This window comes from Mesorhizobium sp. L2C084A000, assembly GCF_000502875.1.
In the GTDB taxonomy this organism is placed as follows: domain Bacteria; phylum Pseudomonadota; class Alphaproteobacteria; order Rhizobiales; family Rhizobiaceae; genus Mesorhizobium.
Genome location: NZ_AYWX01000013.1, coordinates 40,106 through 63,824 on the forward strand (window position 1 = coordinate 40,106; position 23,719 = coordinate 63,824).

The 23,719-nt window shown below is 62.0% G+C and carries 29 protein-coding genes, 1 other RNA gene and 2 pseudogenes; 13 read left to right on the forward strand and 19 right to left on the reverse strand.

Annotated features, from left to right (window positions below):
- Window positions 1-48 precede the first annotated feature (48 nt).
- Window positions 49-1,008, reverse strand: coding sequence for a tRNA (adenosine(37)-N6)-dimethylallyltransferase MiaA (miaA, locus tag X735_RS142280; RefSeq protein ID WP_031213588.1), 960 nt, complete (start codon window positions 1,006-1,008; stop codon window positions 49-51).
- Between miaA and serB the strand changes: the two genes are divergently transcribed.
- Window positions 1,007-1,894 (forward strand): phosphoserine phosphatase SerB, encoded by an 888-nt coding sequence (gene serB / locus X735_RS142275; protein WP_023813068.1) that lies wholly within the window; start codon window positions 1,007-1,009, stop codon window positions 1,892-1,894. The two genes, miaA and serB, sit on opposite strands and share 2 nt — an antisense overlap.
- Window positions 1,891-2,453 (forward strand): annotated as a pseudogene (locus X735_RS01000000166240) (GNAT family N-acetyltransferase). The gene serB and the pseudogene X735_RS01000000166240 overlap by 4 nt, the downstream one beginning before the upstream one ends.
- Here X735_RS01000000166240 and X735_RS142270 read toward each other — a convergent pair.
- From X735_RS142270 to X735_RS142235, 8 genes are all read right to left on the reverse strand, one after another.
- Entirely contained in the window at window positions 2,454-2,714 is a 261-nt protein-coding gene (locus X735_RS142270) for a hypothetical protein (RefSeq protein WP_023813069.1), read from the reverse strand. It lies immediately after the preceding pseudogene.
- Complete coding sequence (locus X735_RS142265; RefSeq protein WP_023813070.1) at window positions 2,711-3,136, reverse strand: putative toxin-antitoxin system toxin component, PIN family; 426 nt, start codon at window positions 3,134-3,136, stop codon at window positions 2,711-2,713. Before X735_RS142265 ends, X735_RS142270 begins: the two co-directional genes overlap by 4 nt.
- Window positions 3,137-3,191: 55 nt before the next feature.
- The gene (locus X735_RS142260) at window positions 3,192-4,709 is read right to left on the reverse strand and encodes a DegQ family serine endoprotease (RefSeq protein WP_023813071.1); all 1,518 of its coding nucleotides are present in this window, start codon (window positions 4,707-4,709) and stop codon (window positions 3,192-3,194) included.
- A gap of 127 nt (window positions 4,710-4,836) precedes the next feature.
- Window positions 4,837-5,025: a DUF2065 domain-containing protein gene (locus tag X735_RS142255; protein WP_023813072.1), complete on the reverse strand. Its 189-nt coding sequence runs from the start codon at window positions 5,023-5,025 to the stop codon at window positions 4,837-4,839.
- 6 nt (window positions 5,026-5,031) lie between these two features.
- A complete protein-coding gene (locus X735_RS142250; RefSeq protein WP_023813073.1) occupies window positions 5,032-6,000 on the reverse strand; it encodes a protease modulator HflC in 969 nt (322 codons plus the stop codon).
- A complete protein-coding gene (gene hflK / locus X735_RS142245) occupies window positions 6,000-7,124 on the reverse strand; it encodes an FtsH protease activity modulator HflK (protein WP_023813074.1) in 1,125 nt (374 codons plus the stop codon). The genes X735_RS142250 and hflK overlap by 1 nt, the downstream gene beginning before the upstream one ends.
- Before the next feature lie 179 nt (window positions 7,125-7,303).
- On the reverse strand, window positions 7,304-7,822 hold the full coding sequence (locus X735_RS142240) for a dihydrofolate reductase (RefSeq protein ID WP_023813075.1): 519 nt from the start codon (window positions 7,820-7,822) through the stop codon (window positions 7,304-7,306).
- Window positions 7,822-8,823 carry a DUF4424 domain-containing protein gene (locus tag X735_RS142235; protein ID WP_023813076.1) on the reverse strand — a complete coding sequence of 334 codons (1,002 nt, stop codon included), beginning with the start codon at window positions 8,821-8,823 and terminating at the stop codon, window positions 7,822-7,824. The genes X735_RS142240 and X735_RS142235 overlap by 1 nt, the downstream gene beginning before the upstream one ends.
- Before the next feature lie 206 nt (window positions 8,824-9,029).
- Between X735_RS142235 and cobF the strand changes: the two genes are divergently transcribed.
- Window positions 9,030-9,815 (forward strand): precorrin-6A synthase (deacetylating), encoded by a 786-nt coding sequence (gene cobF, locus X735_RS142230; protein ID WP_023813078.1) that lies wholly within the window; start codon window positions 9,030-9,032, stop codon window positions 9,813-9,815.
- 42 nt (window positions 9,816-9,857) lie between these two features.
- Here the strand turns inward: cobF and X735_RS142225 are convergent, their stop codons facing one another.
- The 4 genes from X735_RS142225 to modA all read right to left on the reverse strand — a co-directional run bounded on the left by X735_RS142225 (window position 9,858) and on the right by modA (window position 12,906).
- Entirely contained in the window at window positions 9,858-10,199 is a 342-nt protein-coding gene (locus X735_RS142225; RefSeq protein WP_023813079.1) for a winged helix-turn-helix domain-containing protein, read from the reverse strand.
- Window positions 10,200-10,273: 74 nt separating this feature from the next.
- Window positions 10,274-11,386 (reverse strand): molybdenum ABC transporter ATP-binding protein, encoded by a 1,113-nt coding sequence (modC, locus tag X735_RS142220; protein WP_023813080.1) that lies wholly within the window; start codon window positions 11,384-11,386, stop codon window positions 10,274-10,276.
- Window positions 11,383-12,087 (reverse strand): molybdate ABC transporter permease subunit, encoded by a 705-nt coding sequence (gene modB, locus X735_RS142215; RefSeq protein ID WP_023813081.1) that lies wholly within the window; start codon window positions 12,085-12,087, stop codon window positions 11,383-11,385. Before modB ends, modC begins: the two co-directional genes overlap by 4 nt.
- 24 nt (window positions 12,088-12,111) lie before the next feature.
- Window positions 12,112-12,906, reverse strand: coding sequence for a molybdate ABC transporter substrate-binding protein (gene modA / locus X735_RS142210; protein WP_023813082.1), 795 nt, complete (start codon window positions 12,904-12,906; stop codon window positions 12,112-12,114).
- 149 nt (window positions 12,907-13,055) lie between these two features.
- Between modA and X735_RS1000000170430 the strand changes: the two are divergent.
- A pseudogene (locus tag X735_RS1000000170430) lies at window positions 13,056-13,258 on the forward strand (molybdopterin-binding protein).
- A gap of 22 nt (window positions 13,259-13,280) precedes the next feature.
- Here X735_RS1000000170430 and X735_RS142205 read toward each other — a convergent pair.
- From X735_RS142205 to X735_RS142190, 4 genes are all read right to left on the reverse strand, one after another.
- On the reverse strand, window positions 13,281-13,676 hold the full coding sequence (locus X735_RS142205) for a hypothetical protein (RefSeq protein ID WP_155930600.1): 396 nt from the start codon (window positions 13,674-13,676) through the stop codon (window positions 13,281-13,283).
- A complete protein-coding gene (locus X735_RS142200; protein WP_023813084.1) occupies window positions 13,655-14,074 on the reverse strand; it encodes a HEPN domain-containing protein in 420 nt (139 codons plus the stop codon). The genes X735_RS142205 and X735_RS142200 overlap by 22 nt, the downstream gene beginning before the upstream one ends.
- On the reverse strand, window positions 14,071-14,865 hold the full coding sequence (locus X735_RS142195; RefSeq protein WP_023813085.1) for a thymidylate synthase: 795 nt from the start codon (window positions 14,863-14,865) through the stop codon (window positions 14,071-14,073). The genes X735_RS142200 and X735_RS142195 overlap by 4 nt, the downstream gene beginning before the upstream one ends.
- Before the next feature lie 157 nt (window positions 14,866-15,022).
- Complete coding sequence (locus tag X735_RS142190; protein WP_023813086.1) at window positions 15,023-15,334, reverse strand: DUF2853 family protein; 312 nt, start codon at window positions 15,332-15,334, stop codon at window positions 15,023-15,025.
- A gap of 170 nt (window positions 15,335-15,504) precedes the next feature.
- Here X735_RS142190 and ssrA point away from each other — a divergent pair.
- The 4 genes from ssrA to X735_RS1000000169385 all read left to right on the forward strand — a co-directional run bounded on the left by ssrA (window position 15,505) and on the right by X735_RS1000000169385 (window position 18,107).
- Window positions 15,505-15,864, forward strand: a transfer-messenger RNA (tmRNA) gene (gene ssrA, locus X735_RS1000000167995).
- Between the two features lie 100 nt (window positions 15,865-15,964).
- Complete coding sequence (locus tag X735_RS142185) at window positions 15,965-16,525, forward strand: AAA family ATPase (protein ID WP_023813087.1); 561 nt, start codon at window positions 15,965-15,967, stop codon at window positions 16,523-16,525.
- A gap of 188 nt (window positions 16,526-16,713) precedes the next feature.
- Window positions 16,714-17,232 (forward strand): transposase domain-containing protein, encoded by a 519-nt coding sequence (locus X735_RS1000000169380; protein WP_196815349.1) that lies wholly within the window; start codon window positions 16,714-16,716, stop codon window positions 17,230-17,232.
- Window positions 17,233-17,585: 353 nt separating this feature from the next.
- The gene (locus X735_RS1000000169385) at window positions 17,586-18,107 is read left to right on the forward strand and encodes a transposase (protein WP_023813089.1); all 522 of its coding nucleotides are present in this window, start codon (window positions 17,586-17,588) and stop codon (window positions 18,105-18,107) included.
- Window positions 18,108-18,151: 44 nt separating this feature from the next.
- Here the strand turns inward: X735_RS1000000169385 and X735_RS142180 are convergent, their stop codons facing one another.
- Complete coding sequence (locus X735_RS142180) at window positions 18,152-19,357, reverse strand: multidrug effflux MFS transporter (RefSeq protein WP_023813090.1); 1,206 nt, start codon at window positions 19,355-19,357, stop codon at window positions 18,152-18,154.
- A 188-nt stretch (window positions 19,358-19,545) separates the two neighbouring features.
- On the opposite strand from X735_RS142180, the gene X735_RS142175 reads away from it, so the two are divergent.
- The 4 genes from X735_RS142175 (at window position 19,546) to X735_RS142160 (ending at window position 21,318) form a co-directional block, all read left to right on the forward strand.
- Window positions 19,546-20,235 (forward strand): TetR/AcrR family transcriptional regulator, encoded by a 690-nt coding sequence (locus X735_RS142175; protein ID WP_023813091.1) that lies wholly within the window; start codon window positions 19,546-19,548, stop codon window positions 20,233-20,235.
- A gap of 118 nt (window positions 20,236-20,353) precedes the next feature.
- Window positions 20,354-20,890, forward strand: a complete 537-nt coding sequence (locus X735_RS142170; RefSeq protein ID WP_023813092.1) for an SspB family protein — start codon at window positions 20,354-20,356, stop codon at window positions 20,888-20,890.
- Window positions 20,891-20,899: 9 nt separating this feature from the next.
- Window positions 20,900-21,097, forward strand: coding sequence for a DUF4169 family protein (locus tag X735_RS142165; protein WP_023813093.1), 198 nt, complete (start codon window positions 20,900-20,902; stop codon window positions 21,095-21,097).
- Window positions 21,094-21,318: a ribbon-helix-helix domain-containing protein gene (locus X735_RS142160; RefSeq protein ID WP_023813094.1), complete on the forward strand. Its 225-nt coding sequence runs from the start codon at window positions 21,094-21,096 to the stop codon at window positions 21,316-21,318. The genes X735_RS142165 and X735_RS142160 overlap by 4 nt, the downstream gene beginning before the upstream one ends.
- On the opposite strand, the gene X735_RS142155 is transcribed toward X735_RS142160, so the two are convergent.
- Window positions 21,315-23,117, reverse strand: a complete 1,803-nt coding sequence (locus X735_RS142155; protein WP_023813095.1) for a chloride channel protein — start codon at window positions 23,115-23,117, stop codon at window positions 21,315-21,317. The genes X735_RS142160 and X735_RS142155 overlap by 4 nt on opposite strands.
- A 156-nt stretch (window positions 23,118-23,273) precedes the next feature.
- On the opposite strand from X735_RS142155, the gene X735_RS142150 reads away from it, so the two are divergent.
- Window positions 23,274-23,711 (forward strand): helix-turn-helix domain-containing protein, encoded by a 438-nt coding sequence (locus tag X735_RS142150; RefSeq protein WP_023813096.1) that lies wholly within the window; start codon window positions 23,274-23,276, stop codon window positions 23,709-23,711.
- Window positions 23,712-23,719 lie beyond the last annotated feature (8 nt).

Here is a 23,719-nt window from a genome sequence, read left to right on the forward strand (position 1 = left end):
GTTAATTCAGACAACCACAACGGGAACCTTTCCTTGCAGGTAAACTTTTCAGGTTGCATCGGAAGCAAGCGCTGAGATCGTGGTTTCCAGATCATCACCGGGGCGCAACCTCAGCCATTCCGGCCCCAATTGATGCCTGAACCAGGTGGTTTGCCGCTTGGAATATTGCCTGGTCGCGATCTTGGCGCGTTCGATTGCCTCGGGAAAGCCAATCTCTCCGGCCATCGCTGCCTGCAGTTCGCGAACGCCGATCGCTTTCATCGCCGGCAATTCGGGATCGAGGCCAAGTGCCGCAAGCCGCTTGACCTCGTCCAGCGCGCCCTTGTCCAGCATCTGGTCGAAGCGTTTGTCGATGCGAGCGACCAACGCCGCCCGATCCGGATCGATCACCAGGAAACGCGCGCTTTCCCGGTCGATGAGCGGCTGGCCGCGTTCCGCCTGCCATTCCAGGATCGAACGGCCAGACGCATCGAGAACCTCCAATGCCCGCACGACGCGCTGGCTGTCGGTTGGCTTGAACATCATGGCGGCCGCCGAATCCTCGCGCAGCAGCAGGCTGTGCAGCTTGACGGCGCCCTGCTCCTTCAACTCATAGCGCCAACGGTCGCGGACCCGCTGCGGAATGTCGGGCATTTCCGAAATGCCCTCGGCCAGCGCGCGGAAGTAGAGCCCGGTGCCGCCGACGAAAATCACTGGCCGTTCGAAGAATGTGCCGTCGTCGATCAGCTTCATCACGTCGCGCAGCCAGGCGCCGGTGGAATAGGCGGTGGCCGGTTGGACATGGCCATAAAGATAATGCGGTGCGCGGGCGAGGTCGGCCGCCTCCGGCCGGGCGGTCAGCACGTCGAGCACCGAATAGCCCTGCATGGAATCGGTGTTGACGATCACGCCACCCCTGTGCTCCGCCAGATCGAGCGCAAGCGCCGACTTGCCGCTGGCGGTCGGCCCGGCTATCAGGATCGCGTTCTTCACGCGGCCCTTGCCCGCCTGCCCGCCGGAATGTTCCATGCCGCTCGTCGCCACGCTTGTTTCCCGTCCCACTGAGCGCGCTTTGTCGCTGTCGCTTGCGAATATGGCCTCACGGTCGGTCGGCGCAAGCGCTGTTGTCTGGCTGGCTGAAGCTATTGCCTGCGATCTCGTCCTGCCTGAGGCAGCCGACGCCGCCGTTACGAGTGCCGTCTTGCGCAAGGCACTCGCCGGCGAGGCGGTCGACGTGATCGTCCAAGAGGCAGAAACCCGCCGCAAGAAAATCCTGATCGCCGACATGGATTCGACCATGATCGACCAGGAATGCATCGACGAGCTGGCCGACGAGATCGGCGTCAAGGATCATGTCGCGGCCATCACCGCGCGATCCATGAATGGTGAGATCGCCTTCGAACCGGCTTTGCGCGAGCGGGTGGCGTTGCTCAAGGGCCTCGACGCCGCCGTGGTCGATCGCATCGTCGCCAATCGCCTGACGCTGGCCGCGGGCGGCCGTGTTCTGGTCCGGACCATGCGCGCCAACGGCGCCTGGACGGCACTCGTGTCTGGCGGGTTCGAGGTCTTCACGACGCGCATCGCCGCCATGCTCGGCTTCCAGGAGAACCGTGCCAATCGCCTGCTCGAGCAGGATGGCCGCTTCACCGGCCTTGTCGGCGAGCCGATCCTCGGCCGCGCCGCCAAGGCGGACGCGCTGATCGAAATTTCAGCGCGCCTCGGCCTGACGCCCGCCGACGCCATCGCCGTCGGCGACGGCGCCAATGATCTCGACATGATCCGCCTGGCCGGTACCGGTGTCGCGCTCCACGCCAAGCCGACGGTGGCGGCACAGGCCAAGGTCCGCATCAATCATGGCGACCTGACCGCGCTGCTTTATGTGCAAGGCTACAGGCAGGAGGAGTTTGTGCAATGAAACCAATGCGTACCGAGCGCCTGATCCTGCGCAACTGGGAAGATCGCGACCGCGACCTGTTCCACCGCATCAACTCCGACGAACAGGTGATGGAGTTCTTTCCGTTCCGCCGCGACCGCGCCCAGGCGGATGCCAAGATGGACGAGTTGCGAGGCGTGACCGACCGCGACGGCTATGGCTTTGCCGCCGCCGAGATCATCGCCACCGGTGAATGCATCGGCTTTGTCGGCATCACCGGAACCGAGCATATGCCGTTCCTGCCGGCCGGCACCGTCGAGATCGGCTGGCGGCTGGCGCCTGAATTCTGGGGCAAAGGCTATGTCACTGAAGCCTCGGAAGCCTGGCTGGCCCACGACTTCGAAACCCTCGGCCTTGGCGAGATCGTGTCTTTCGCGGTCTATGACAACCACCGCTCTACGCCGTCATGCAACGCCTCGCCATGACCGCCGATCCGTCCGCCGACTTCGACCACCCCGGCATTCCCGACAGCCATCCCGCGCTCAAGCGACATGTGTTCTACCGGCTGACTGCCAAGAATTGGCGAAAGAAATGTCGCTGATCAATGTCGATCAGGCGGAAGCTCATCGCCAGGTTGCGGAGGTCCGGCAGCAACCCGCTCAAGCAGCTTTCCAAAATCGTCAGCGGACGCATCGCCTGTCCGACGACGCAGGAACTCGGCCGCTGTTTCCATTGCCCCAACTTTCTGCGCCACGGCCGAAGCGATCCACTGATTGAGCGACACGCCATCGGCCTTTGCCAAGCGCATGGCCGCCTCCTTGACCGAAAGCGGGAGTTTCAACGGATAAGTCGCTTTGCTCATGTTCGAAATCCTTCCAGGAACTCAGCCGGGCTTACGACTTGGACATCGAAACGGCCTGCCCCAGCCACAAAATCCCGGCGATTGTGAGTCACCAACGCATCCGCCCGACCGTTGATCGCCGCTTCCAGCACCATCTCATCCTTCGGATCGCTCAATTGCGGACGCCAGAGAAAGTGCAGTTCGACCGGCTCGGCCAAGGCCGCAAAGCCGGCCAACAGTCCATCTAAATCCGTAGTGGACAACCCGTGAATCGCCATTTGCTCGGGTCGGGACAGAACGGTTTCGTATTCAAGAAACAGCGCTGTCGTCACCAATGGGCAAACCCGCCGGTCCGCAACCAGTTGCAAGATGGCGAACGATGCACCATTCCTGCTTCGCAAACCTGCCGTCAGAACGTTTGTGTCCAGTACGATCCGCTTCACAAGGCAAAATAGTACATCCCATAGGATGTTACAATATGCCTGCGGGCTGCTGACTTCAGTCCATCCGGATCGTCACGAACCTGAGCTCACCGGTCTTCGATGCCAGCATCAAGAGCGCATTCTTGCGTCCCTGTTCCTTCAAGGCGCCGATCCGGTCCATGACATCCTTGGGCGTCGCGACCGATTCCTGTGCGATCTCGGTGATCACCTCGCCCGGCTGGATGCCGCGCTCGGCGGCGGCAGAGTCCTTGGTGACATCGGTGATGACGACGCCCGAAACATCGGCGGCAATGCTGAACTTCTTGCGTGTTTCGTCGTTCAGTTCACCGACCGTCATGCCGAGCACCGAAGCCGTCGAAACGGCCGGAGCCTTGTCACTCTTGTCCTGGTCGGTATTGCCACCCTCCTCGCCGCTGGCGAGTTTTTCGCCATCCTCGAGCCGGCCGAGCGTCACTTTCACGGTCTGCTCGACGCCCTTGCGCACGATGAGCACATCGACCGCCTTGCCGACCGGGCTTTCGGCGACAACGCGCGGCAGGTCGCGCATCTCATGGATGTCCTTGCCGTCGAACTTGATGACGACATCGCCCGCCTGGATGGTGCCATTGTCGACCGGGCCACCCTTGATCACGCCGGCGACCAGCGCGCCCTTGGCGGTCGCCATGCCGAGACTTTCGGCGATGTCGTCGGTCACCGGCTGGATGCGCACGCCCAGCCAGCCGCGCCGCGTCTCGCCGAACTGGCGCAACTGGTCGACGACGCCGGACGCGAGCTGCGAGGGGATGGAGAAGCCGATGCCGATCGAACCGCCGGAAGGCGAAATGATCGCCGTGTTGATGCCGATGACTTCGCCGGCGCTGTTGAACAGCGGTCCGCCGGAATTGCCACGGTTGATCGCGGCATCGGTCTGGATGAAGTCGTCATAGGGGCCGGAATTGATGTCGCGGTTGCGGGCAGAGACGATGCCGACCGTCACCGTGCCGCCGAGGCCGAACGGATTGCCGATCGCCATCACCCAGTCGCCGACGCGCATCTTGGTGGAATCGCCGAACTTCACCGCCGTCAGCTTGTGGCCTTTCGGATCGACCTTGAGCACGGCGACATCGGTCTTGGTGTCGGTGCCGACCAGCGTCGCCTTCAAGGTGACACCATCGGAGAAATTGACCTCGATGTCGTCGGCATCGGCAATGACATGGTTGTTGGTGACGACGATGCCTTGCTCGGCATCGATGACGAAGCCGGAGCCCAGCGACTGCACCTTCTGCGAGCCGTTGTCCTTGTCACCGCCGCGGTTCTTGAAGAAATCGTCGAAGAAATCCTGGAAGGGCGACCCCTCGGGCAATTGCGGCATCGGCACGGCGCCCGGGCCTTCGGTGCCCTTGACCGTCTGCGAGGTCGATATGTTGACCACCGCGCCGAGCAGGCCTTGCGCCAGATCAGCGACCGAAGCGGGTCCATCGGCGGCAAATGTCGGCGTCACGAAGGACGGAACAGCGACGGCGCTGACAAGAAGTGCCGCCGCGCCGGCGATGAATGTCCGCCGAGCCGCGCACAGAATTGTATTGGATGTCATCGAGAAGCCTCCCGGTATCCTTGAAAAGAAAAGCGCTTCGACGAAAACGCCGCGTCACGCCATGTTGGCAAAAAATACGGCACGTTTGCGGCTATGACTATCGGCAGAGGATAAATCATCGCCGCCGTCATGCGCCCCGCACCAGCCAGACGATGCCGACGCCGATCACGATCGCCGCCAGCCCGGCGATCCGCAGCGCGTTCTCGGGCAGCGACAGCACTTCGGTGGCAAGTTTCCTGGCCAGGCCGGGAAAACCGCCATAGACCAGACCCTCTATGACAAGGACCAGGCCCATGGCGGCAAGAAAATCCTGCACCGGCCGCTACTGGCCGGTGCTGGGCTGTGCCGCCGGCGCGGCGGGTGCCGTCGCCGGAGCGTTTGGCGCAGGCGAAGCCGGCTTTGCCGGCCCCTCACTGCCGTCGGGATTGCGGAAGAAGCGGAAGAACTCCGAGTTCGGCGACAGCACCATCGTCGTTCCGGTGTTGTCCAGCGCCGTGCCATAGGCATTCATCGACCGGTAGAAGTCGAAGAAGGCCGGATCGCGCTGATAGGCTCCCGCGAAGGTGGCGCTGCGCTGGGCTTCGCCCTCGCCGCGCAGGATTTCCGACTCTTTTTGTGCTTCGGCGACAATCTCGACCACTTCGCGATCGGCGCGGGCCGTGATGCGCTGCGCCGCTTCGTTGCCGCGTGCCCTCAGCCGGGCAGCTTCCGCCAGGCGTTCCGCCTTCATGCGGTCGAAGGTCTGCTGCGAGACTTCGGCCGTGAGATCGGTGCGGCGAATGCGGACATCCTCGATCTGCAGGCCGAGCGATGTGGCATCGGGCCTGAGCTGGTCGCGGACTTCGCGCATCATCACGCCGCGCTCTTCGGAGAGTGCTGCCTCGAAATCACGCAGACCATAGACACGGCGCAAGGCAGCGTCGAGACGCGTCCTGAGCCGGGCCTCGGCCAATTCGATCTGACCGGACACGGCAGAGCGGAAGACCCGCGGATCCGAGATCCGATAGGCGATGAAGGCATCGACCTCATAGAACTTGCCGCCCGAGACCTGGACGCGAATGTTGTCGAGGTCGAAGCGCAGCACCCGGTTCTCGATCAGCTGCACGGTGTCAGCGTCGAAGAACGAGAACGGCGCCTTGAAGTAGATGCCGGGTTCGCTCTTGACGTCGACGATCTCGCCGAACCTGAGCACCAGCGCCTGCTGACGCGCATTGACCACGAAGACCGACGAATAGAGCAGGAACAGGATAACCGCTGCTGCGACGACGATGATGGGAAGACGGTTGGCCATCACTGGTTACCTCCCGTAACGCCACTGGGCGCAGCGGGTGCCGGCGCTTTCGGTTGCAATGCCGGCAGCGGCAGATAGGGAACGACCCCTTGCCCGTTGCCCTGCTCGACGATGACCTTGCTCGAATCCTTCAGAACCTTCTCCATGGTTTCCAGGTAGAGGCGCTTGCGCGTTACATCGGGCGCCTTGGCATATTCGTCATAGACCGAGATGAAGCGCTGCGCCTCACCCTCGGCTTCCTGCACGACCCGGTTCTTGTAGGCGGCCGCGTCTTCGCGGATCTGTGCGGCCTCGCCGCGCGCCTGCCCGAGCTTCTGGTTGGAGTACTGGTTGGCCTGCTCGACGAACTTGTCCTCGTCCTGCTCGGCGCGCTGCACTTCGTCGAACGCATCGGCCACTTCACGTGGCGGTGCCGCATCCTCGATCGAGACGGCGTTGACGTTGAGACCGGCCTTGTAGCCGTCCAGCGTCGTCTGGATGATTTCACGCACCGAGGCGGCAATGCCCTGGCGGTCGTCGCGGAAGATGTCCTGCGCCGGCCGGCGGCCGACGGCTTCACGCATGGCGCTTTCGGCAACCTGCCGCAGCATGCCGTCGGGATCGGACACATCGAAGAGATACGCGCTCGGGTCGGAGACCTGATAGGCCACCGAGAACTGGACGTTGACGATGTTCTGGTCGCCGGTAAGCATCAGCCCGGACGTGTTGCCACTTGTCGCGCCGCCGCCGCCGATATCGACGAGCTGCTCGGAAATCTTGGCCGTCTCGACGGTTTCGAGCGGCCACCAATGGAAATGCAGGCCAGGCTGCGACAGTTCGGTCTTCGGCTTGCCGAAGCGCAATTCGACCGCGACCTCGTCGGGCTGCACGGTATAAACCGCCTTGAACGCCCACAGCACCACAAGTGCAGCCGCGATCAGGGCGAAGATAGCCGGGCTCGCGCCGCCGCCACCCGGAAGAGCGCGCCGCAGCCGGTCCTGGCCGCGGCGGATGATGTCTTCGAGATCTGGAGGCGAGCCCTGTGGCCCGCTGGGTCCCTTTGGACCCTGCCCCCAGGGTCCCTGATTGTTGCCGCCGCCACCCCATGGGCCGCCGCCACCGCCGCTTTTGTCGTTCCAGGGCATGAATGTCCTTTCGCTTGGAATTCCCTCAAGCGCCGGTATTACGGCGCAAAATCCAGTATTGCTCTTCTATAGGGACGCCACGAGGCGCTTTCAACGCGATGCGCTGCCGACTTCGTCCGATTTGTCCGGTCGCGACCCTTTGTCTTCCTTCAATGCCCCTTCAATCCCCCTTTTTTCAGTCAATGTCTCTCTCGACGCCGCTCGTAAACCGAATAGCGCGTCGGGTGGCTGTCCTTTTCCCCGGCCGGGACGTCGTGCGAGCTGACAATACGCCAGGAATCGGGATCGATCGGCGGGAAATGCGCGTCGCCGTCGACCGCTGCCAGCACATGGGTGACATGCAGCCGATCGGCCAGAAGCATGGCCTGGGCATAGATTTCGCCGCCACCGATGACGCACACCTCGTCCACACCGACCATGCGGCGCCCGCGCTCCGTCGCCAGTTGGATCGCGGCTTCGAGCGAATGTGCCACCTCTACGCCCTCGGCGCGCCAGGTCTTGTCGCGGGTGACGATGATGTTCAACCTGCCCGGCAGCGGCCGGCCGATGCCCTCATAGGTCTTGCGGCCCATGATGATGGGCTTGCCCATCGTATCGGCCTTGAAGCGCTTGAGATCGGTGGAGAGCCGCCACGGGAGCCCGCCGTCCCGCCCGATCACGCCGTTCTCGGCGATGGCAACGTAAATTGCGACATGCATCAATTGTCGTCCGTTGGCTCGAGGATCAGGATGTCGATGTCGCGCTCAGGGTAGAAATCACCCGCCGTCATCTCGAAGGTCGTCGGTCCGGTCTTTTTGACATTGTCGCCGCAGAACGAGACCAGGGCTTTCGGATTGCCCTTGTCGATCGTCAGCTTGAACTTGCCGATCGTGCCGGTGGCCCAGTTGCCGCCGGTGGTCAGGATATAGGCGATGCGATTCTCGACATATTTGGGGTAGCCGTCAGGGTCGTCCTTGGCCGCCTTGCGCACCGCATTTTCGAATGTGTCGTCCATGCAATAGCGGGCCTTGTAGGCCGCATACTGACCCTGGAATTTGCCGTCGTAGAAGAAGCTGACTGAAGACGTGCCGCCGACGCTCGGCTTGTAGTGGTGGGAAACATGGACGTCCTTGTTGGCCGGAAAGGTCGAGCGCCACCAGTAGGTCGAACGCAATTGCCAGAACGGCGTGTAGACCTTGGTCGTCTCGGTGCCGTCGCTGCCGGTGTCCTCGATGATGATGCCGCGGCTGACCCAGTTATCGACAACCGCTTGCGGCAACTTGGCCAGCGCCGCCTTCGCCGCATCGCCGAATGGGTAGAACGGCACGTTTTGCGGCTTCAGCTCTGCGCTGATGTCGATGCCTAGCGCCAACACCTTCTGCTCGAGCTGCGGCTTGACGGCGGCACCGTCGATCGTCACCTCGAAGCCGAGGAAATTGTCGCTCTGGTTTTCGGGAATCGCCGGGATTTCTTCGGGATTGCCCGATATTTCGGGCATCGGGAAAGCTACGATGGCCTCGACATCGCGATCGGTGTTGTTGTGGAAGACATAGTCGACCGTGACCTTTTCCGGCGAGATGAAAAGGTCCTCGCTTTGCATCGCCACGGCATCGCTGCGCGACAGGATCAGGCCGCCAGTGCCAAGTTCGGCAACCGAATCATTGGCAAATACGGGCGCAGCCGACAGGGCCAGCACGGCGGTCAGAACATATCGCAACATGGAAGCCCCCTCGGCTAGAATGCTTGCAGGACCCTAGCCGTTTCAATGTGGCGTTTCAAAGCCCTTCCGCATCCGCTAGCGCACCAAAAAGGGTCTGGAGCAAGCGGTCTGGACACCCAGCAGCGGTCTGGACACGCGCCAGCGCGGTCTGGACACGCGCCAGCGCGGTCTGGACTAACGGGTTCCGATCGGGCAGGAGTTCGCCCATGCGCAAGCTTCTCGTCATCGGCATCGGCGCCGGCAATCCCGACCACATGACCGTTCAGGCCATATCAGGCCTGAACCAGGCGGATGTGCTGTTCATTCCCGACAAAGGCGCGAAAAAAAATGAGCTGGCCGAACTGCGCCGCCGGATATGCGACCGCTTCGTCACCAATCCGAAGTCGCGCCGCGTCGAATTCGACGTGCCGCTGCGCGACCTGCCAATGGAAGATGGGCCGGCCCCCTCCTACCGCTCGACCGTCGATGACTGGCATGAAGCCATCGCCGCCATTTACGAAGGCCTGATCCGCGACGAGATTGCAGGCGACGGCTGCGGCGCCTTCCTGATCTGGGGCGATCCTTCGCTCTATGACAGCGCGTTACGCATCCTCGAGCGCGTGCGCCTGCGAGGCAATGTGGCGTTCGAGCTTGAGGTGATCCCCGGCATCACCGCCGTCCAGGCACTTGCCGCCAGCCACAAGATGGCGCTGAACCGCATCGGCGATTCCGTCCTCATCACCACAGGCCGCCGCCTGACCGAGGAAGGCATGCCGGACAATGCCGGCAGCGCGGTCGTGCTGCTGGACGGCAAATGCGCTTTCAACACGCTTGTAGACAAGGATGTCGTCATCCATTGGGGCGCCTATCTCGGAACGGAAGACGAGATCACTCTCTCCGGCAGGATCGGTGACATCGGCGCAGAGATCGAAAAGGTTCGAGAAGAAGCTCGTCGGCAGAAGGGCTGGATCATGGACAGCTATTTGCTGCGCAAGCCCGGTGAAAAGCAATAAGTCCTACTCCCCTACTCCCCTACTCCCCTACTCCCTTCCCCCTCACCCAGCATCAATCTCCGCCTGCAATGCCTCCATATGCGTCGCTGCCGCCGAAGCCGCCGCCCGCTCGATGGCGCGAAAACGGCTGACCACCGCCAGCCCCACAGCCGTCAGTTGCGCGCCGCCGCCCTTGCGGCCACCGGTCTGTGCCGCCACCAGCGGCTTGCCGAACACCCGGTTCATGTCCTCGACCAGGTCCCAGGCGTGCTTGTAGGACATCTCCATGCCGCGCGCGGCGGCCGAAATGGAGCCGAAGGCGGCGATCTGTTCCAGGAGTTCGATCTTGCCCGGCCCGACGCGCCCGTCGGGGTCGAGATTTATCCGCAAGCTCAGCGACGGCATCATTACTCTCCGCGGTCCAACCTCATACTAGAAGCTCCCTGGCGAAACCGCTATTCCAAAAAGACATAGCGGGATCACCCATCCACCTCGGCGGGCAGGCCGGCGCCGGTGTTCGCCCGATCGAAGCTCACCGTCTTGATCACCGCGAAAACCTTGCCGCCAAGATGGAGCTTCAGCGCCTGCCGCGACTGTTCAGTGATGCGGGCAAGCACGGTTGCACCATTGCAGTCGATACCGACCTCGACCGCGGGCCCTTCGCCGGGGCTCATCGCGGTAATGGTCCCCGGCAGGATGTTGAGCGCGCTGAGACCCCTCGGCTTTTCGGTGGCGATCATCACATCGCGGGCGCGGATACGGATGCGCACCGGCGTACCTGTCTTCATCGCCAGCTGTGGCACCCGGAACTCGCCCGCGGCCGAGCCGAGCACGGTCATGCCGAAAGTCTCGTCGTGACGCAGCACCCTGGTGTCCAGCACGGCGCCGCCCTCGCCGCGCTCCTCCGCCGGCAACAGGTCGAGCCTTTGCATCACCGCCTCGGTCGGCCCGCTGGCAACGACATTGCCCTGCGCCAGCATCACCACGTCGCTGGCCAGCCTCGCCACTTCGGCGACTGAATGACTGACATAGACGATCGGGATTTTCGTCTCGTCGCGCAGCCTTTCGACATAGGGCAGAATTTCGGCCTTGCGCGCTTCGTCGAGCGAGGCCAGCGGTTCGTCCATGAGCAGCAGTCTGGGGCTGGCAAGCAGTGCCCGGCCGATCGCCACGCGCTGTTTCTCGCCGCCCGAGAGCTTTGCCGGCCGCCTGTTCATGAGCGGCCCGATGCCGAGCAGGTCGACGACGGCATCGATATCGGCGTAGCGCTCCGCCGGCGGCGTGAACCAGCGGCCGTAGCGAAGATTGCCGGCAACGCTCAAATGCGGAAACAGCCGCGCATCCTGGAACACCATGCCGATGCGGCGTTTGTGCTTCGGCACGAAAATGCCGGCACCGGTATCGACCAGCACACGGCCGTCGACCTCGATGCGTCCCTTGTCGGGCCGGATCAGCCCGGCAATCATGTCGATCAGCGTCGTCTTGCCCGACCCAGACGCTCCGAACAGCGCCGTCAGCCGCCCAGCGCTTTCGAAGCGGGCGTCGATGGCGAAACCGCCGAGCCGATGACTGATGTCGACGAGAACGCTCATTCGATGTCCAGTCGCCGGCCGACACGCCGCGCCAGCACCTCCGAGGCCACCAGCGCGGCCATGGAGATGACGATGGAGATCAGCGTCAGGCGGAGCGCCCCTTCATCGCCACCCGGCACCTGCGTGAATGTGTAGATCGCCGACGGCAATGTCTGCGTCTCATTGGGAATGTTGGAGACGAAGGTGATGGTGGCGCCGAACTCGCCCATCGCCTTGGCGAAGGCGAGGATGGCGCCGGCGATCAGCCCGGGCAGGATCAACGGCAGCGTGATGGTGGCAAAAACCCAGAGCGAGTTGGCGCCGAGCGTTCCCGCCGCCGCTTCCATCTTGCGGTCCACCGCCTCGATCGACAATCGGATCGCCCGCACCATCAGCGGAAAGCCCATGACGCCGCAGGCCAGCGCCGCACCTGTCCAGCGGAAGGAGAAGACAATGCCGAAATGCTCTGCCAGGAAAGCGCCGGCCGGGCCACGCCGGCCGAAGGTGAGCAGCAGCAGGTAGCCGGTCACCACGGGCGGCAGGATCAGCGGCAGATGCACCAGCCCGTTGAGAACGGTCTTGCCCCAGAACTGTCCCCGGGCAAGCAGCAGCGCAACCAAGATGCCTGGCGGCAGGCTGGCGAGCATCGCCACCGTTGCCACCTTGATGGACAGCCGGACCGCATTCCATTCGTCGGGAGTGAGGTCCAGCAGCCAGTTCATAATGTCAGATGAAGCCCCTGGAACTCAGTTGCTCGGCGCGAGCACCGTAAATCCCTGATCCTTGAACAGCGCGGCCGCCTTGGCCGACTGCAGGCATTTCAGGAAAGCCGGCGTGTCCTTGTCCTTCGAATCGGCGGTCTGGGCAATCGGATAGATGATCGACGGATGCGAATCCTCCGGGAAGGTGCCGACCACCTTGACGCCCTTTTCGGCATGCGCGTCGGTGGCATAGACAATGCCAAGCGCTGCTTCGCCCGTCGAAACCAGCTTCAGCGCCGCGCGCACGTTTTCGGCCTGCGCCACCTTGCCTTCGACCGAGGACCAGACGCCGAGCGATTCAAGTGCGGCCTTGCCGTATTTGCCGGCCGGCACCGCCTTGAAATCGCCCATGGCGAGCTTGCCGTCGCCGATCAGCTTGGCGAGGTCAAAGCCCTTCTGGATCCTGGTTTCGACCGCCGAGTCATTCGGCGCCACCAGCACGATCTGATTGCCGAGCAGCTTCACTTCGGTGTCCGGCTTGGTCAGCTTCTTGTCGGAGAGATATTTCATCCAGTCGAGGTCGGCCGAGATGAAGACGTCGGCAGGCGCCCCGCCCTCGATCTGTTTGGCCAGCGCCGAGCTCGCGGCATAAGAGACAGTCGCCGTCTCGCCGACATCGGCCTCGCAGGCCTTGTTCACGGCGTCGAGCGCGTCCTTGAGGCTGGCCGCGGCAAACACCACCACCTTGTCTTCCGCATGTGCTGCCGGCACGACTGCCATCAGCGCCGCAGCGAAACCGCCAATGGCGATCGCCCTCGATCCAAAACCTTTGCGCAGCATGGGAACTCTCCTCGGTTTGAAAGCTAGTCAGCCCTAAGTCTCCGACCGATATATCCGCATGAATATAACAAGGGAAGGCCCGGCGCCCCATGAAAGCGTCCGTACGACACCAATTGTCCTGGAAAGACCGGCAAAGAAACCCTGGAAAGATCAGTGCCCGCAACATCCCCTCCGGGGAACGATCGCCGAGATCGTCAAGGAGCCACCACCTCGCATGTCATGATCGGCGTTGGCGGCGGCCATCGTCACCGCCTCGCTCACCAACGAGGCCGTCGCCGATCTCAAGCTCGAAAAGGGCAAGCAGGCCTATGCCGTGGTCAAGGCCTCGGACGTGATGGTAGGCATCGACTAGGGCCTGTCCTAATTTATTGGGCTTAGGCCGCAAGCCTATGGATCAAGGCATCTTCGACATAGATGCCATTGATGGTGTTGTGAGAAAATCGCACCTCACCTAGACCATCAACCCGCATGGCGATACCCAAGCCGGCGATGAGCCGGTCGTCCGCTGATGTGATCTTCACCTTGCTAAGATCTAAAATAGGCTCTTGTGGACGTGCCTTGCGCCAGTCAGCAGCAATGGTTGCCGCATCGAGATATTTTTTTTCGAGATCCTTTCGTGGGCCGCGATAGGCGATAATCATGCGCCAATTGTCGACGTCACTGTTGTACAACCATAGTGCAGCTGCAACTCCGAATCCCTTTTCATCAAGAGCACGAATTAGGTTGATGCCGGCGTCGATGTCGATCCTTACCAACGATCCTGAAGCCATCTGAATATTCCTTGCTCTTCGTCGACCATCGCGTTTCGCATGGCCGTCGCCTCGAACACATCTATCATATCGTAACGCGAAGCTTCATTCCAATCTGAGACCGCCGACCAATGGCTATCGAATACCGGCGACGCCGTCCGGCTTTCGGTAAGATCCACAGACAAGCCAGCCAACGCCACAAGCCGGTTGAGGTCATGGCTGTAAATGTCTTGGACGAATTTCTTATCAGGAATGGTATCTGGCTGAAAAAGCCGCGAAATTCGTGACTTGATGGCAATTTCCGCAGCGTACCCGAAAAGATAGTAAGCATTCGAATAGCGTTCGTTCTGAAACAAAAGTTCTGCGTCTTGCAGCTTCGCATTGGCTATGGCTTGAAGCGCGGTCCGCTCTAGCGTCATACCGCTATCGGCGCCTTGATCGATGCATCGGCGACGTATTTTTCCAGCCGGAAATCCTCGAAGCGGAAGGCGAACAGGTCCTTCACCTCGGGGTTGATCCACATCGTCGGCAGCGCCCTCGGCGTGCGCCGCAGCTGTTCGCGCGCCTGCTCGAAATGGTTCGAGTAGAGATGCGCATCGCCAAGTGTGTGGACGAAATCGCCGGGTTTCAGCCCGGTGACCTGCGCCACCATCAGGGTCAGCAGGGCATAGGACGCGATGTTGAACGGCACGCCGAGAAAGATATCGGCCGACCGCTGGTAAAGCTGACAGGAAAGCCGCCCTTCCGAAACGTAGAACTGGAAAAGGCAGTGGCAGGGCGGCAGCGCCATCGCTTCCACCTCGGCTGGATTCCATGCCGAAACGATCAGCCGCCGCGATTGAGGATTTTTTCGTATCTCCTTGAGAAGATTCGCGATCTGGTCGATCGAGCCGCCATGGCCGTCCGGCCAGGAACGCCACTGCTTGCCGTAGACCGGGCCGAGATCGCCATTCTCGTCGGCCCATTCGTCCCAGATCGAAACGCCATGGTCGGTGAGGTATTTGATGTTGGTGTCGCCGGCCAGGAACCACAGCAGTTCATGGATGATCGACTTGAGATGCAGCTTCTTGGTGGTGGTGACGGGAAAGCCGCGCGCCAGGTCGAAACGCATCTGGTAGCCGAAGACGGAGCGGGTTCCGGTGCCGGTGCGGTCGCCGCGATCGGCGCCGTTGTCCAGCACGTGCTGCAGGAGGTCGAGATACTGGCGCATTGGTTCCGGCTCGATTCGGTTGTCCAGCCATCATAGCTTACGGACAGGCAATCGAACACCACAAAGCAGCGCAAGCCCTGCCCGAAGCCAGCCAGTCCCCAACAACATCAGGGCTGGCGCATGGACCGCGCCAGCCCTGCGAATTGAAGCGCGGTCGTCAGAGGGAGCCGAGCTTGCCCAGGTCCTTCGCGACGAGGTAGTAGAAAGTCACCCGGCTCTTGGTGTTGTCGGCAGCCATTGCCTTGCAAGTCTTCTCGATGGATGCATCGGCCTTCGCTGCATCGCTGATGCCGAGCTTCTTGGCGACCCAGTTGTCCCTGACACGCCCGAGTTCCTTCGGGTCGGTGCAGGATACCAGCGAGGAATCGCGGTTCCTGAGCGCGATACCCAGGTGCTTGACGATCTTTTCAACCGCATCAGCGCTGGCGCCGGCATCGTATTTCTTCACGTCTGCAAGATAGTCGGCCATCAAAATTCCCCTCGTCGGCGCCACGGATCCGATCGATGAGGGCTGTGGCGCGCTGCTGCAACATGTGCGCTAGGTCGGTAACTCCTCACCGGGGCAAAGCTTCGGTTGAGACCGCGCCCAAGTCAACCCTTTGGACTTGCGGTTTTGTCAGGGGGACAAAGTGCCATTCCGGCCTTCCATTTCTTGCGATGGCCCCCTATATTCAGTTTGTCGGCTTGACCGACTATGGCGATAAATGGGCGATGAAATAAGCCGTTCGGACCCGGGGGCGGTACCCGGCGCCTCCACCAAAAGCCGCTGCTGATGACAGAGCGGTTTCTGCTGGGGGCGAAATAGGATCGACGAAGGTGTAAAGATCGTACTTTTGCCCGGCATGGTACCACCGTCATCGGGCTAAACCTGTAGTTGCAAATGACAACTATGCGGAAGCACGTCTCGCCGCGTAAGCGGTGCGATAGCTTCAAATCAAGCCCTAGAGGTTCGCACTTCTAGGCGGGGTTCGGAGGTACCTGGCAACAGAAACCTCCACTTCTCCCCTCCTCAACATGGCTACGCACAACGGTAACACCCGCTGGCCGGTCCGTCCAACGGCTATGGGCCGCGAAGGCGCACCGCCGCGTGCCCGTCTCTATGGACAAACAAAACGATTCCGATCGATTCTTCGTGCTGACCGGTGGTCCCGGATCCGGCAAGACCACCCTGATCGAAGCCCTGCGCCACGCAGGCTTTGCCACCTCGGTGGAAGCCGGGCGCGGCATTATCCGCGACCAGTCCGCCATTGGCGGATCCGCTTTGCCCTGGCGTGATCGCGCCCTGTTCGCCGAGTTGATGCTGGCATGGGAGATGCGCTCGTATCAAATTGCGCGACAACAGACCGGGCGTCCTGTTTTTTTCGATCGCGGCGTTCCGGACACGATTGGGTACCTCAGGCTGAGCGGCCTGCCGCTACCCGAACACGCCAACGCCGCCGCCGGGCGCTTCCGCTATCATCAGCGCGTCTTCGTCGCCCCGCTTTGGCCGGAGATCTTCGCGCAGGATGAGGAGAGAAAGCAGACGCTTGAGGAGGCCGAGCGTACGCACCATGCGCTGGTCGGCGTCTACACGGAGTTGGGCTATGAAACCGTCCCGCTGCCTTTGGCGACGGTCGAGGAGCGGCTGCGCTTCGTGCTGATCGAGGCAGGATTGGCATGAAAAAGGCCGGGATGAACCCGTAATGCAGTTCACTTAAGTTGGGCTGGATGAGGATCTGGTAAGACCTATCGAACAGGATGGAGATTCGTTTCCATNTAATGCAGTTCACTTAAGTTGGGCTGGATGAGGATCTGGTAAGACCTATCGAACAGGATGGAGATTCGTTTCCATCCTGTTCGTGTTTTGAGATGCCAGGTCGCATAGGACATACAGCCGATTTATCGGCACTTTCGGGTGCAATTGATCCGGAATGGATCGCCTTGGCGCTTGCCAGCAGCGGCAAGGCGAGCATCCGCAAGCGCAAGCTCCCCGCCGAGCAAGTTGTCTGGCTGGTGATTGCGCTTTCCTTGTATCGTCATCAGTCCATGCCTGAGGTGGTGGCCCATCTGGATCTGGTGTTGCCCGATGAGGTGAACCCGGACATTGCCAAGAGCGCCTTGACGCAGGCCCGCCAGCGCTTAGGCCAGGCGCCGCTGGCGCAGTTGTTTGCGATGAGCGCGACGTGCTGGGACGAGCGACACCAAGTCGGGCGAGGCTGGCGGGGTCTTGCGCGCTATGCCGTGGATGGCAGCACATTGCGTGTCGCCGACAGCGTGGAGAACCGCGCGCATTTTGGAGCGCAAGCCTATGCATCCGGCGCTGTTGCAAGTTATCCGCAGCTACGGCTCTTGACCCTGACGGCGCTCGCCACGCACCTGGTTGCGTGATGCGGTGTTTGGGATCTACGGCAAGAATGAGATGCTCTATGCCAAGAGCTTGCTCGACCAAGTGCCGGACCAATCCCTGACGGTCTTCGACAAGGGCTTTTTCAGCGCCAGCCTGCTGCTGCAGCTTCAATCGAAGGGCAAGCAACGTCATTGGCTCCTGCCGGCCAAAGGCAACAGTGCATGGCAGCGCCTGGACCAGAACGCCACCGACTATCGGGTGCGCATGAAAGTCTCGCCGCAAGCACGCGAGGCCGAGCCCGACTTGCCGACATTCTGGGAAGCTCGGGCGATCGAGACGGTCAACCGGCATGGGCAAAAGCGAATATTGCTCACCTCATTGACGGANGCCCGACTTGCCGACATTCTGGGAAGCTCGGGCGATCGAGACGGTCAACCGGCATGGGCAAAAGCGAATATTGCTCACCTCATTGACGGACAAGAAGGCCTATCCTGCCCAGGAGATCGTGCAGCAATACGAAGACCGCTGGCGGATCGAAACCAGCTATCGAGAGCTGAAGCAGGAGCTTCTTGGCAGCGAATTGACGCTGCGCAGCGGCACACCGCAGACCGTTTATCAGGAAGTTTGGGGAGCCTTGCTGGCTTACAATCTGGTGCGGTTGGAAATGGCCGAGGTTGCCTCTGAAGCCGAGGTCAAGCCAACCGAATTGAGCTTCACCACAGCCCTGCACTACATTCGTCACGAATGGGGGTGGATGGCGATCGAAGCGCCAGCAAAACTACCCGCACACCTCATCCGATTAAGACAACGGCTGGGAGACCTCATCCTCCCAAAAACACGGGGGCGATCATGCCCCCGTGTCGTCAAAAAGCTACCAGCCAAATATCCTGTCAGAACACTGAAGGTGCCTAAGTGAACTGCATTAGGGATGAACCCGGCCTTTTTCATTTGTTTGGTTGCTTATTCCGCCGGTGCCTCGGCAACCTCGCGCGAGCGGCCGAGCGTGATCTTGGCCAGCGTGAAGGAAATCACCGCACACAGCGTGATGCCGGCCACCATCGGCAGCGGCGTACCGTCGAAGAACACGCCGGCAACACCCATGGCGAGTGCGCCGATGGCGAAATGCAGCGTGCCCATCAGCGCTGAAGCGGTGCCGGCGATCTCGCCATGTTCTTCCATGGCCAGCACCGAGGTGGTCGGGATGACCAGGCCGAGGAAGCCGTAGCCGACGAACAGCAGCGCCGCCATCACGTCGAGCCGGTCGATGCCTGTCGCCATTACCGCGAACAGCACCACCATCGTCGTCGCATAGCCGGTCACCGCGACGCGCACCACGCGCCTCAGGCCGAAGCGCTCGGCCAGCAGCCCCGTCATCTGCGACATGCCGATGAAGGCCACCGCGTTGATCGAGAAGAACACGCTGTAGACCGAAGGCGACAGCCCGTAATGGTCGATCAGGATGAACGACGAACTCGACAGATAGACGAAGAAGCTGGCAATGCCGAAGCCGGCGATCGCCGTCAGACCGAGGAAGTTGCGATCACCCATCAGGAAGCGGTAGGCCGACAGCGCGGTGCCGAACGAGGACCCGGCGCGATCTTCCACCGGTCGCGTCTCCTTGAGCGAAGTCGCCAGAAGGATGGTGGCCAGCAGAGCCGCGCCCGTCACTGTCCAGAACACGGCGCGCCAGCCGAAACTCTCGATGATCACGCTGCCGGTCAGCGGCGCCAGGATCGGCGACACCGAGAACACCAGCATCAGCAAGGACATCAGCTTGGCGGCCTCATTGCCAGTATGCAGGTCGCGCACGATGGCGCGCGGAACAGCCATGCCGGCGCTGGCGCCAAGCCCTTGCAGGAAGCGGAAAGCGATCAGCCATTCGATGGTCGGCGCCATTGCCGAACCGATGCCGCCGACCATGAACAGCGCAAGGCCGCCATAGAGCGGCAGCTTGCGGCCGACCATGTCGGAGATCGGCCCGACGACGATCTGGCCAAAACCCATCGACAGGAAGAAGATCAACAGGCTCATCTGCACGGCAGCGGTGCTCGCATGCAGATCGGCGCCGATCGACGGCAGCGCGGGCAGATACATGTCGATGGCGAACGGGCCGATGGCGGACAACAAGCCGAGCACGACCGCGATGCGGAGGAATTTGGGACTCATGATAAAGGCTTCTTTCAAATCTGGTTGCCGCCGCGGGGCGACGTCTAACCTAGGACGTTCCATCCCATGAAATTCCGACACTCCAAGAGCGAATTCTATTCGTCTCGTCGAGTGAAAATCTCTTTATCTTGTGTCCACAAATTTAGACACTCTTGTCTAAATCGTCAATCACCTCTATATAGTTTTTTATGAAGCTGCACGTTTCTCCTGACATTTTCCCGCCACGCGGCCATGAGGCCAAGCGCCTCTCGATCGTCGATTCCGCGGCTGCCGTGTTTTGCCGCGAAGGTTTCGCCGGCGCCAACATCGATCTGATCGCGGCCGAAGCCGGCGTTTCGCGCCAGACGATCTACAACCATCATGGCGACAAGGAGAAACTGTTCGTCGCCGTGGTCCGCGACCTCACCGAACGCTGCAATGCCGGCATCTTCGCCACCATTGCCACCTTCCCCGACCAGCCCAAGGATCTCGAAGCCGATCTGATCGGCTTTGCCGTGCGCTTGAACCAGAATTGCATCTGCAACCGCGACGGAAAATTCCTGCGCAAGCTGATCCAGACCGAAGGCGAGCGCTATCCCGAACTGTTTGCCGAATGGCGCGAACAGGGACCGGGCAGAACATGGCCGGCAATCGCCGCCCGCTTCGCCCGCCTCGCCTATGGCGGCTATCTCACGATCGAGGACCCGGATGTGGCGGCACGCCAGTTCCTTGGCCTCGTCAATGCCGAACTGCAGACCACCTTCATGCTTGGCGGCTCGCCGCGCGAGGACGAGGTGCTGCAATCCGCGACCAATGGCGTGCGCACATTCCTGCGCGCCTTCGGCAAGCGCCGGTCCGCGGCATCGTCCGAAAAGCAAAGCGCGCTCGCCAGCGCCTGAGCGATCAAATCGCTGGCAATAGTCTTCGCTTCCGCGCAAGGGTGATCTATATGCGGTTTACGCCGCCCTAAAGCTTGATTACAGCTATGCGGACGATTCAACGGAACCCGACCGCCACATGGCCGACGACCACATCCGCTACGACATTCTGGCCCAGGAGGCGTTGCGCGGCGTCATGCGCAAGGTCCTGGCCGAGGTCGCGCGCACCGGCCTCCCCGGCAACCACCACTTCTTCATCACCTTCCTGACCGGCGCGCCGGGCGTACGCGTGTCTTCGCGGCTGCGCGAGCGCTATCCCGAGCAGATGACCATCGTCATTCAGTTCCAGTATTGGGACCTGAAGGTGACCGATACCGGCTTCGAGGTCGGCCTGTCCTTCTCCGATGTTCCGGAAAAACTCGAAATCCCGTTCTCGGCCGTGCGCGGCTTCTATGATCCCTCGGTTAATTTCGAACTCGAATTCGACGTCAAGACGGATGGCGCGGCAACCGACGAACCGGCTGCGCCAACTCCGGAGCCGTTGACCATCGTCTCCGAGAAAAAGCCGAAGGCCGAGAAGAAGGCCGCCGCCGAGGCGGAGAAGAAGCCCGCGGCCGCGGACGCCGCCACCAAGGGCGCCGAAGTGGTCTCGCTCGACGCCTTCCGCAAGAAATAGACCGGCGGCATGGCCGAAATCGTCAATCTCCGCCAAGCCCGCAAGCAAAAGGCGCGGGACGAAAAGCTGCGCGCCGCCGAACAGAATCGCGCGCTGCACGGCCGCTCAAAAGCCGAAAAAGAACGCGACCGTATCGTCGCCGACAAGAGCGAAAAATTCGTTGCCGGGCATCGTCGTGAAAAGCCCGGCGACCCCGACCGCCAATGAGCCCGGTCGAAAAGCGTTCGGTGACCATTCGCGGCCACCGCACCAGCTACTCGCTTGAAAAGCCCTTCTATGACGACCTCGTCGCGGTCGCGGCGACCAGAAAGCTGACGCTCGCTGCTCTTGTCGCCGAAGTCGACGAGACGCGGCCCCGCGACACCAACCTGTCCTCGGCGTTGAGACTCTATGTGCTGGAATGGGCGAAGCACGCAGAGAGAATCTAAAGGCTTTCGACGGCGTCGTTCTTTTTCGTGTGTCTGGTGCCGAAGCCAAGCAAGGTCGAACGCTCGCGCTCCTCGGCCTGTTTCCTGGACCGCACGCGCATCAAATCCTTCCAGCCGACATAGCCGACCAGCAACGAGCCTTCGCGAGTGACGACGGGCAGATGAGAGACGTTGGCCAGCAGCAGTTTGTCGGAGAGGCCTTCGAGATATTCGTCCGGATAGGCCAGCGTCACCTTGCTGCCGGCCAGCAGTTCGCCAAGCGTGGTGGTGCGGTGCGTGCCGGCGCGTCTCCAGCGCAATATCGCCGGCGGATCGATGAGGCCCAGCACATGGCCGCGCTCATCGACCACCGGGAAACTCGGATGCCGTGTTTCCGGCGCTGTCAGGAACGCTGCCGCGCCATGCAGCGTCATCGTCGCCGGCACGCTTTCGACTTGTGACGTCATCACCTCGCGCACCCTGGTCAGGGCGAAAGGGTCGACGCGGTATTCGCGAACCAGATGATGTCCCCTTCTGGCGATCTTTTCGGTCAGGATCGATCGCTTCATCAGAAGCACGGTGACGGCGTGCGCCGCAGCGCAGGCAGCAATCAGCGGCACCAGCATATGCGTGTTGCCGGTCAGTTCGACGGCGAAGAACGTGGCGGTCAGCGGCGCACGCATCGTGCCGCCCATCGTGGCGGCCATCGCCAGCAGCGCCCAGAAACCCGGATCCGCGGCAGGCAGAACGCCGGCGAGCACAGCGCCCATGGCCCCGCCCATGATCAACAGCGGCGCCAGCACACCTCCCGACGTTCCCGAGCCGAGCGCTACCGACCAGATGATCGCCTTCACCACCAGCAGGAGGAGTGCTGCCGTCGCGACGGTGCGGCCGTCCAGCATGTCAGTGATGTTGTCATAGCCGACGCCGAGCGCGTGCGGCTCGATCAGCCCGCCGATGCCGACCACCAGTCCGCCAAGCATCGGCCACCACATCCAGTGGATCGGCAGCTTCTGAAAACCGTCCTCGCAGGCATAGACCATCTGCGTCAGCAGCCCCGACAAAAGTCCTGCACAAACGCCGATCGCCACCCAGCCGGCAAGGCCGACAAAGGACACCTCCATGCCGCCCTGAAACGGAAAGATCGGTCCGGGCAGATGCAGCATGGTGCGCTCCACCTCGGCGATAACAGCCGCGACCGCCACCGGAATGAAGCTGCGCGGGGTCCATTCGAAAAGCAGCAGTTCGACCGCAAGCATGATGGCGGCGATCGGGGTTCCGAACACCGTGGTCATGCCCGCCGCAGCACCGGCCACCAGCAGCGTCTTGCGTTCGTTGTCGCTGACCGGCAGCATCTGCGCGATCAGCGAACCGATCGCGCCGCCGGTCATGATGATCGGGCCCTCGGCGCCGAACGGTCCGCCGGAGCCGATCGAGATCGCCGACGACAGCGGCTTCAGGATCGCCACCTTGGCGTCGAGTCTGGAACGCCCGAGCAGGATCGCCTCTATGGCTTCGGGAATGCCGTGACCGCGGATCTTCTCGCTGCCGAAGCGCGCCATCAGGCCGATGATCAGCGCGCCGATCACCGGGACGATGACGGAGGCATAGCCAAGCGGCGTGTCCTCGAGCTTCAGATCGGCGAGCGTGAACTGGCCAAAATAGGCGATGTTGGTGGCCAGCCGGATCAGCTTCAAAAGCGCGATGCCGGCAACCAGTCCAGCTGTCGCCACCACCACGGCAATGGCGGCGACGAACAGCACCCTGGCATCCGTGGTGAAATCGCGCAGATGTTCCGGGTTCGAGTGAGGGGTCTTCATGGCAGTTTGCTTCCTGGCGGCGCGCCGTATGTCTGAGATGCGGCACGGTCGAAGCGGCCAGCCGGGCTTGTTGGTGGTTATGTATCGTAACACGATATAAATATTCAAGCCGGTTTCGCCCGAAATCCGTTTGAGCTTTCGCCGGAAAACGAACACATGTCTGATATGTCGCAGCCACAAAAATCACGCCCCGCCATCAGCCAAGCCGATTACCAGCGGCTATCGGAGTTTCGCTACCTGATCCGCCGCTTCCTCGAATTCAGCCAGGTCCAGGCGGAAGACGCCGGCCTGACCCCGCGCCAGCATCAGGCGCTGCTGGCGATCAAGGGATTCCCCGGCGGCGGCCCGGTGACGGTTGGCGATCTCGCGGAACGCCTGCGTATCCGCCACCACAGCGCCGTCGAACTGGTCAACCGCCTCGGCGAGGCGGGGCTGGTCACAAGGGATCAGGACAAGGACGACCACCGTCGCGTGCTACTGCAACTGACCGAGCGCGCCGACGATTGTCTGGCCGAGCTGTCGGCGGCGCATCTCGACGAGCTGTCACGCATCGAACCTATGCTGCGACGTCTGCTCGATCGGGACCGTGGGTAACCGCCGTC

Bases quoted from the DNA above. Each gene is read 5' to 3' on its own strand.
- serB (WP_023813068.1), top strand. From the start codon at position 1,007: ATGCCGCTCGTCGCCACGCTTGTTTCCCGTCCCACTGAGCGCGCTTTG.
- miaA (WP_031213588.1), bottom strand. From the start codon at position 1,008: ATGGAACATTCCGGCGGGCAGGCGGGCAAGGGCCGCGTGAAGAACGCG.
- X735_RS142270 (WP_023813069.1), bottom strand. From the start codon at position 2,714: ATGAGCAAAGCGACTTATCCGTTGAAACTCCCGCTTTCGGTCAAGGAG.
- X735_RS142260 (WP_023813071.1), bottom strand. From the start codon at position 4,709: ATGACATCCAATACAATTCTGTGCGCGGCTCGGCGGACATTCATCGCC.
- X735_RS142250 (WP_023813073.1), bottom strand. From the start codon at position 6,000: ATGGCCAACCGTCTTCCCATCATCGTCGTCGCAGCAGCGGTTATCCTG.
- hflK (WP_023813074.1), bottom strand. From the start codon at position 7,124: ATGCCCTGGAACGACAAAAGCGGCGGTGGCGGCGGCCCATGGGGTGGC.
- X735_RS142240 (WP_023813075.1), bottom strand. From the start codon at position 7,822: ATGCATGTCGCAATTTACGTTGCCATCGCCGAGAACGGCGTGATCGGG.
- X735_RS142235 (WP_023813076.1), bottom strand. From the start codon at position 8,823: ATGTTGCGATATGTTCTGACCGCCGTGCTGGCCCTGTCGGCTGCGCCC.
- cobF (WP_023813078.1), top strand. From the start codon at position 9,030: ATGCGCAAGCTTCTCGTCATCGGCATCGGCGCCGGCAATCCCGACCAC.
- X735_RS142225 (WP_023813079.1), bottom strand. From the start codon at position 10,199: ATGCCGTCGCTGAGCTTGCGGATAAATCTCGACCCCGACGGGCGCGTC.
- modC (WP_023813080.1), bottom strand. From the start codon at position 11,386: ATGAGCGTTCTCGTCGACATCAGTCATCGGCTCGGCGGTTTCGCCATC.
- modB (WP_023813081.1), bottom strand. From the start codon at position 12,087: ATGAACTGGCTGCTGGACCTCACTCCCGACGAATGGAATGCGGTCCGG.
- modA (WP_023813082.1), bottom strand. From the start codon at position 12,906: ATGCTGCGCAAAGGTTTTGGATCGAGGGCGATCGCCATTGGCGGTTTC.
- X735_RS142205 (WP_155930600.1), bottom strand. From the start codon at position 13,676: ATGGCTTCAGGATCGTTGGTAAGGATCGACATCGACGCCGGCATCAAC.
- X735_RS142200 (WP_023813084.1), bottom strand. From the start codon at position 14,074: ATGACGCTAGAGCGGACCGCGCTTCAAGCCATAGCCAATGCGAAGCTG.
- X735_RS142195 (WP_023813085.1), bottom strand. From the start codon at position 14,865: ATGCGCCAGTATCTCGACCTCCTGCAGCACGTGCTGGACAACGGCGCC.
- X735_RS142190 (WP_023813086.1), bottom strand. From the start codon at position 15,334: ATGGCCGACTATCTTGCAGACGTGAAGAAATACGATGCCGGCGCCAGC.
- X735_RS142185 (WP_023813087.1), top strand. From the start codon at position 15,965: ATGGACAAACAAAACGATTCCGATCGATTCTTCGTGCTGACCGGTGGT.
- X735_RS1000000169380 (WP_196815349.1), top strand. From the start codon at position 16,714: ATGCCAGGTCGCATAGGACATACAGCCGATTTATCGGCACTTTCGGGT.
- X735_RS142180 (WP_023813090.1), bottom strand. From the start codon at position 19,357: ATGAGTCCCAAATTCCTCCGCATCGCGGTCGTGCTCGGCTTGTTGTCC.
- X735_RS142175 (WP_023813091.1), top strand. From the start codon at position 19,546: ATGAAGCTGCACGTTTCTCCTGACATTTTCCCGCCACGCGGCCATGAG.
- X735_RS142170 (WP_023813092.1), top strand. From the start codon at position 20,354: ATGGCCGACGACCACATCCGCTACGACATTCTGGCCCAGGAGGCGTTG.
- X735_RS142165 (WP_023813093.1), top strand. From the start codon at position 20,900: ATGGCCGAAATCGTCAATCTCCGCCAAGCCCGCAAGCAAAAGGCGCGG.
- X735_RS142160 (WP_023813094.1), top strand. From the start codon at position 21,094: ATGAGCCCGGTCGAAAAGCGTTCGGTGACCATTCGCGGCCACCGCACC.
- X735_RS142155 (WP_023813095.1), bottom strand. From the start codon at position 23,117: ATGAAGACCCCTCACTCGAACCCGGAACATCTGCGCGATTTCACCACG.
- X735_RS142150 (WP_023813096.1), top strand. From the start codon at position 23,274: ATGTCTGATATGTCGCAGCCACAAAAATCACGCCCCGCCATCAGCCAA.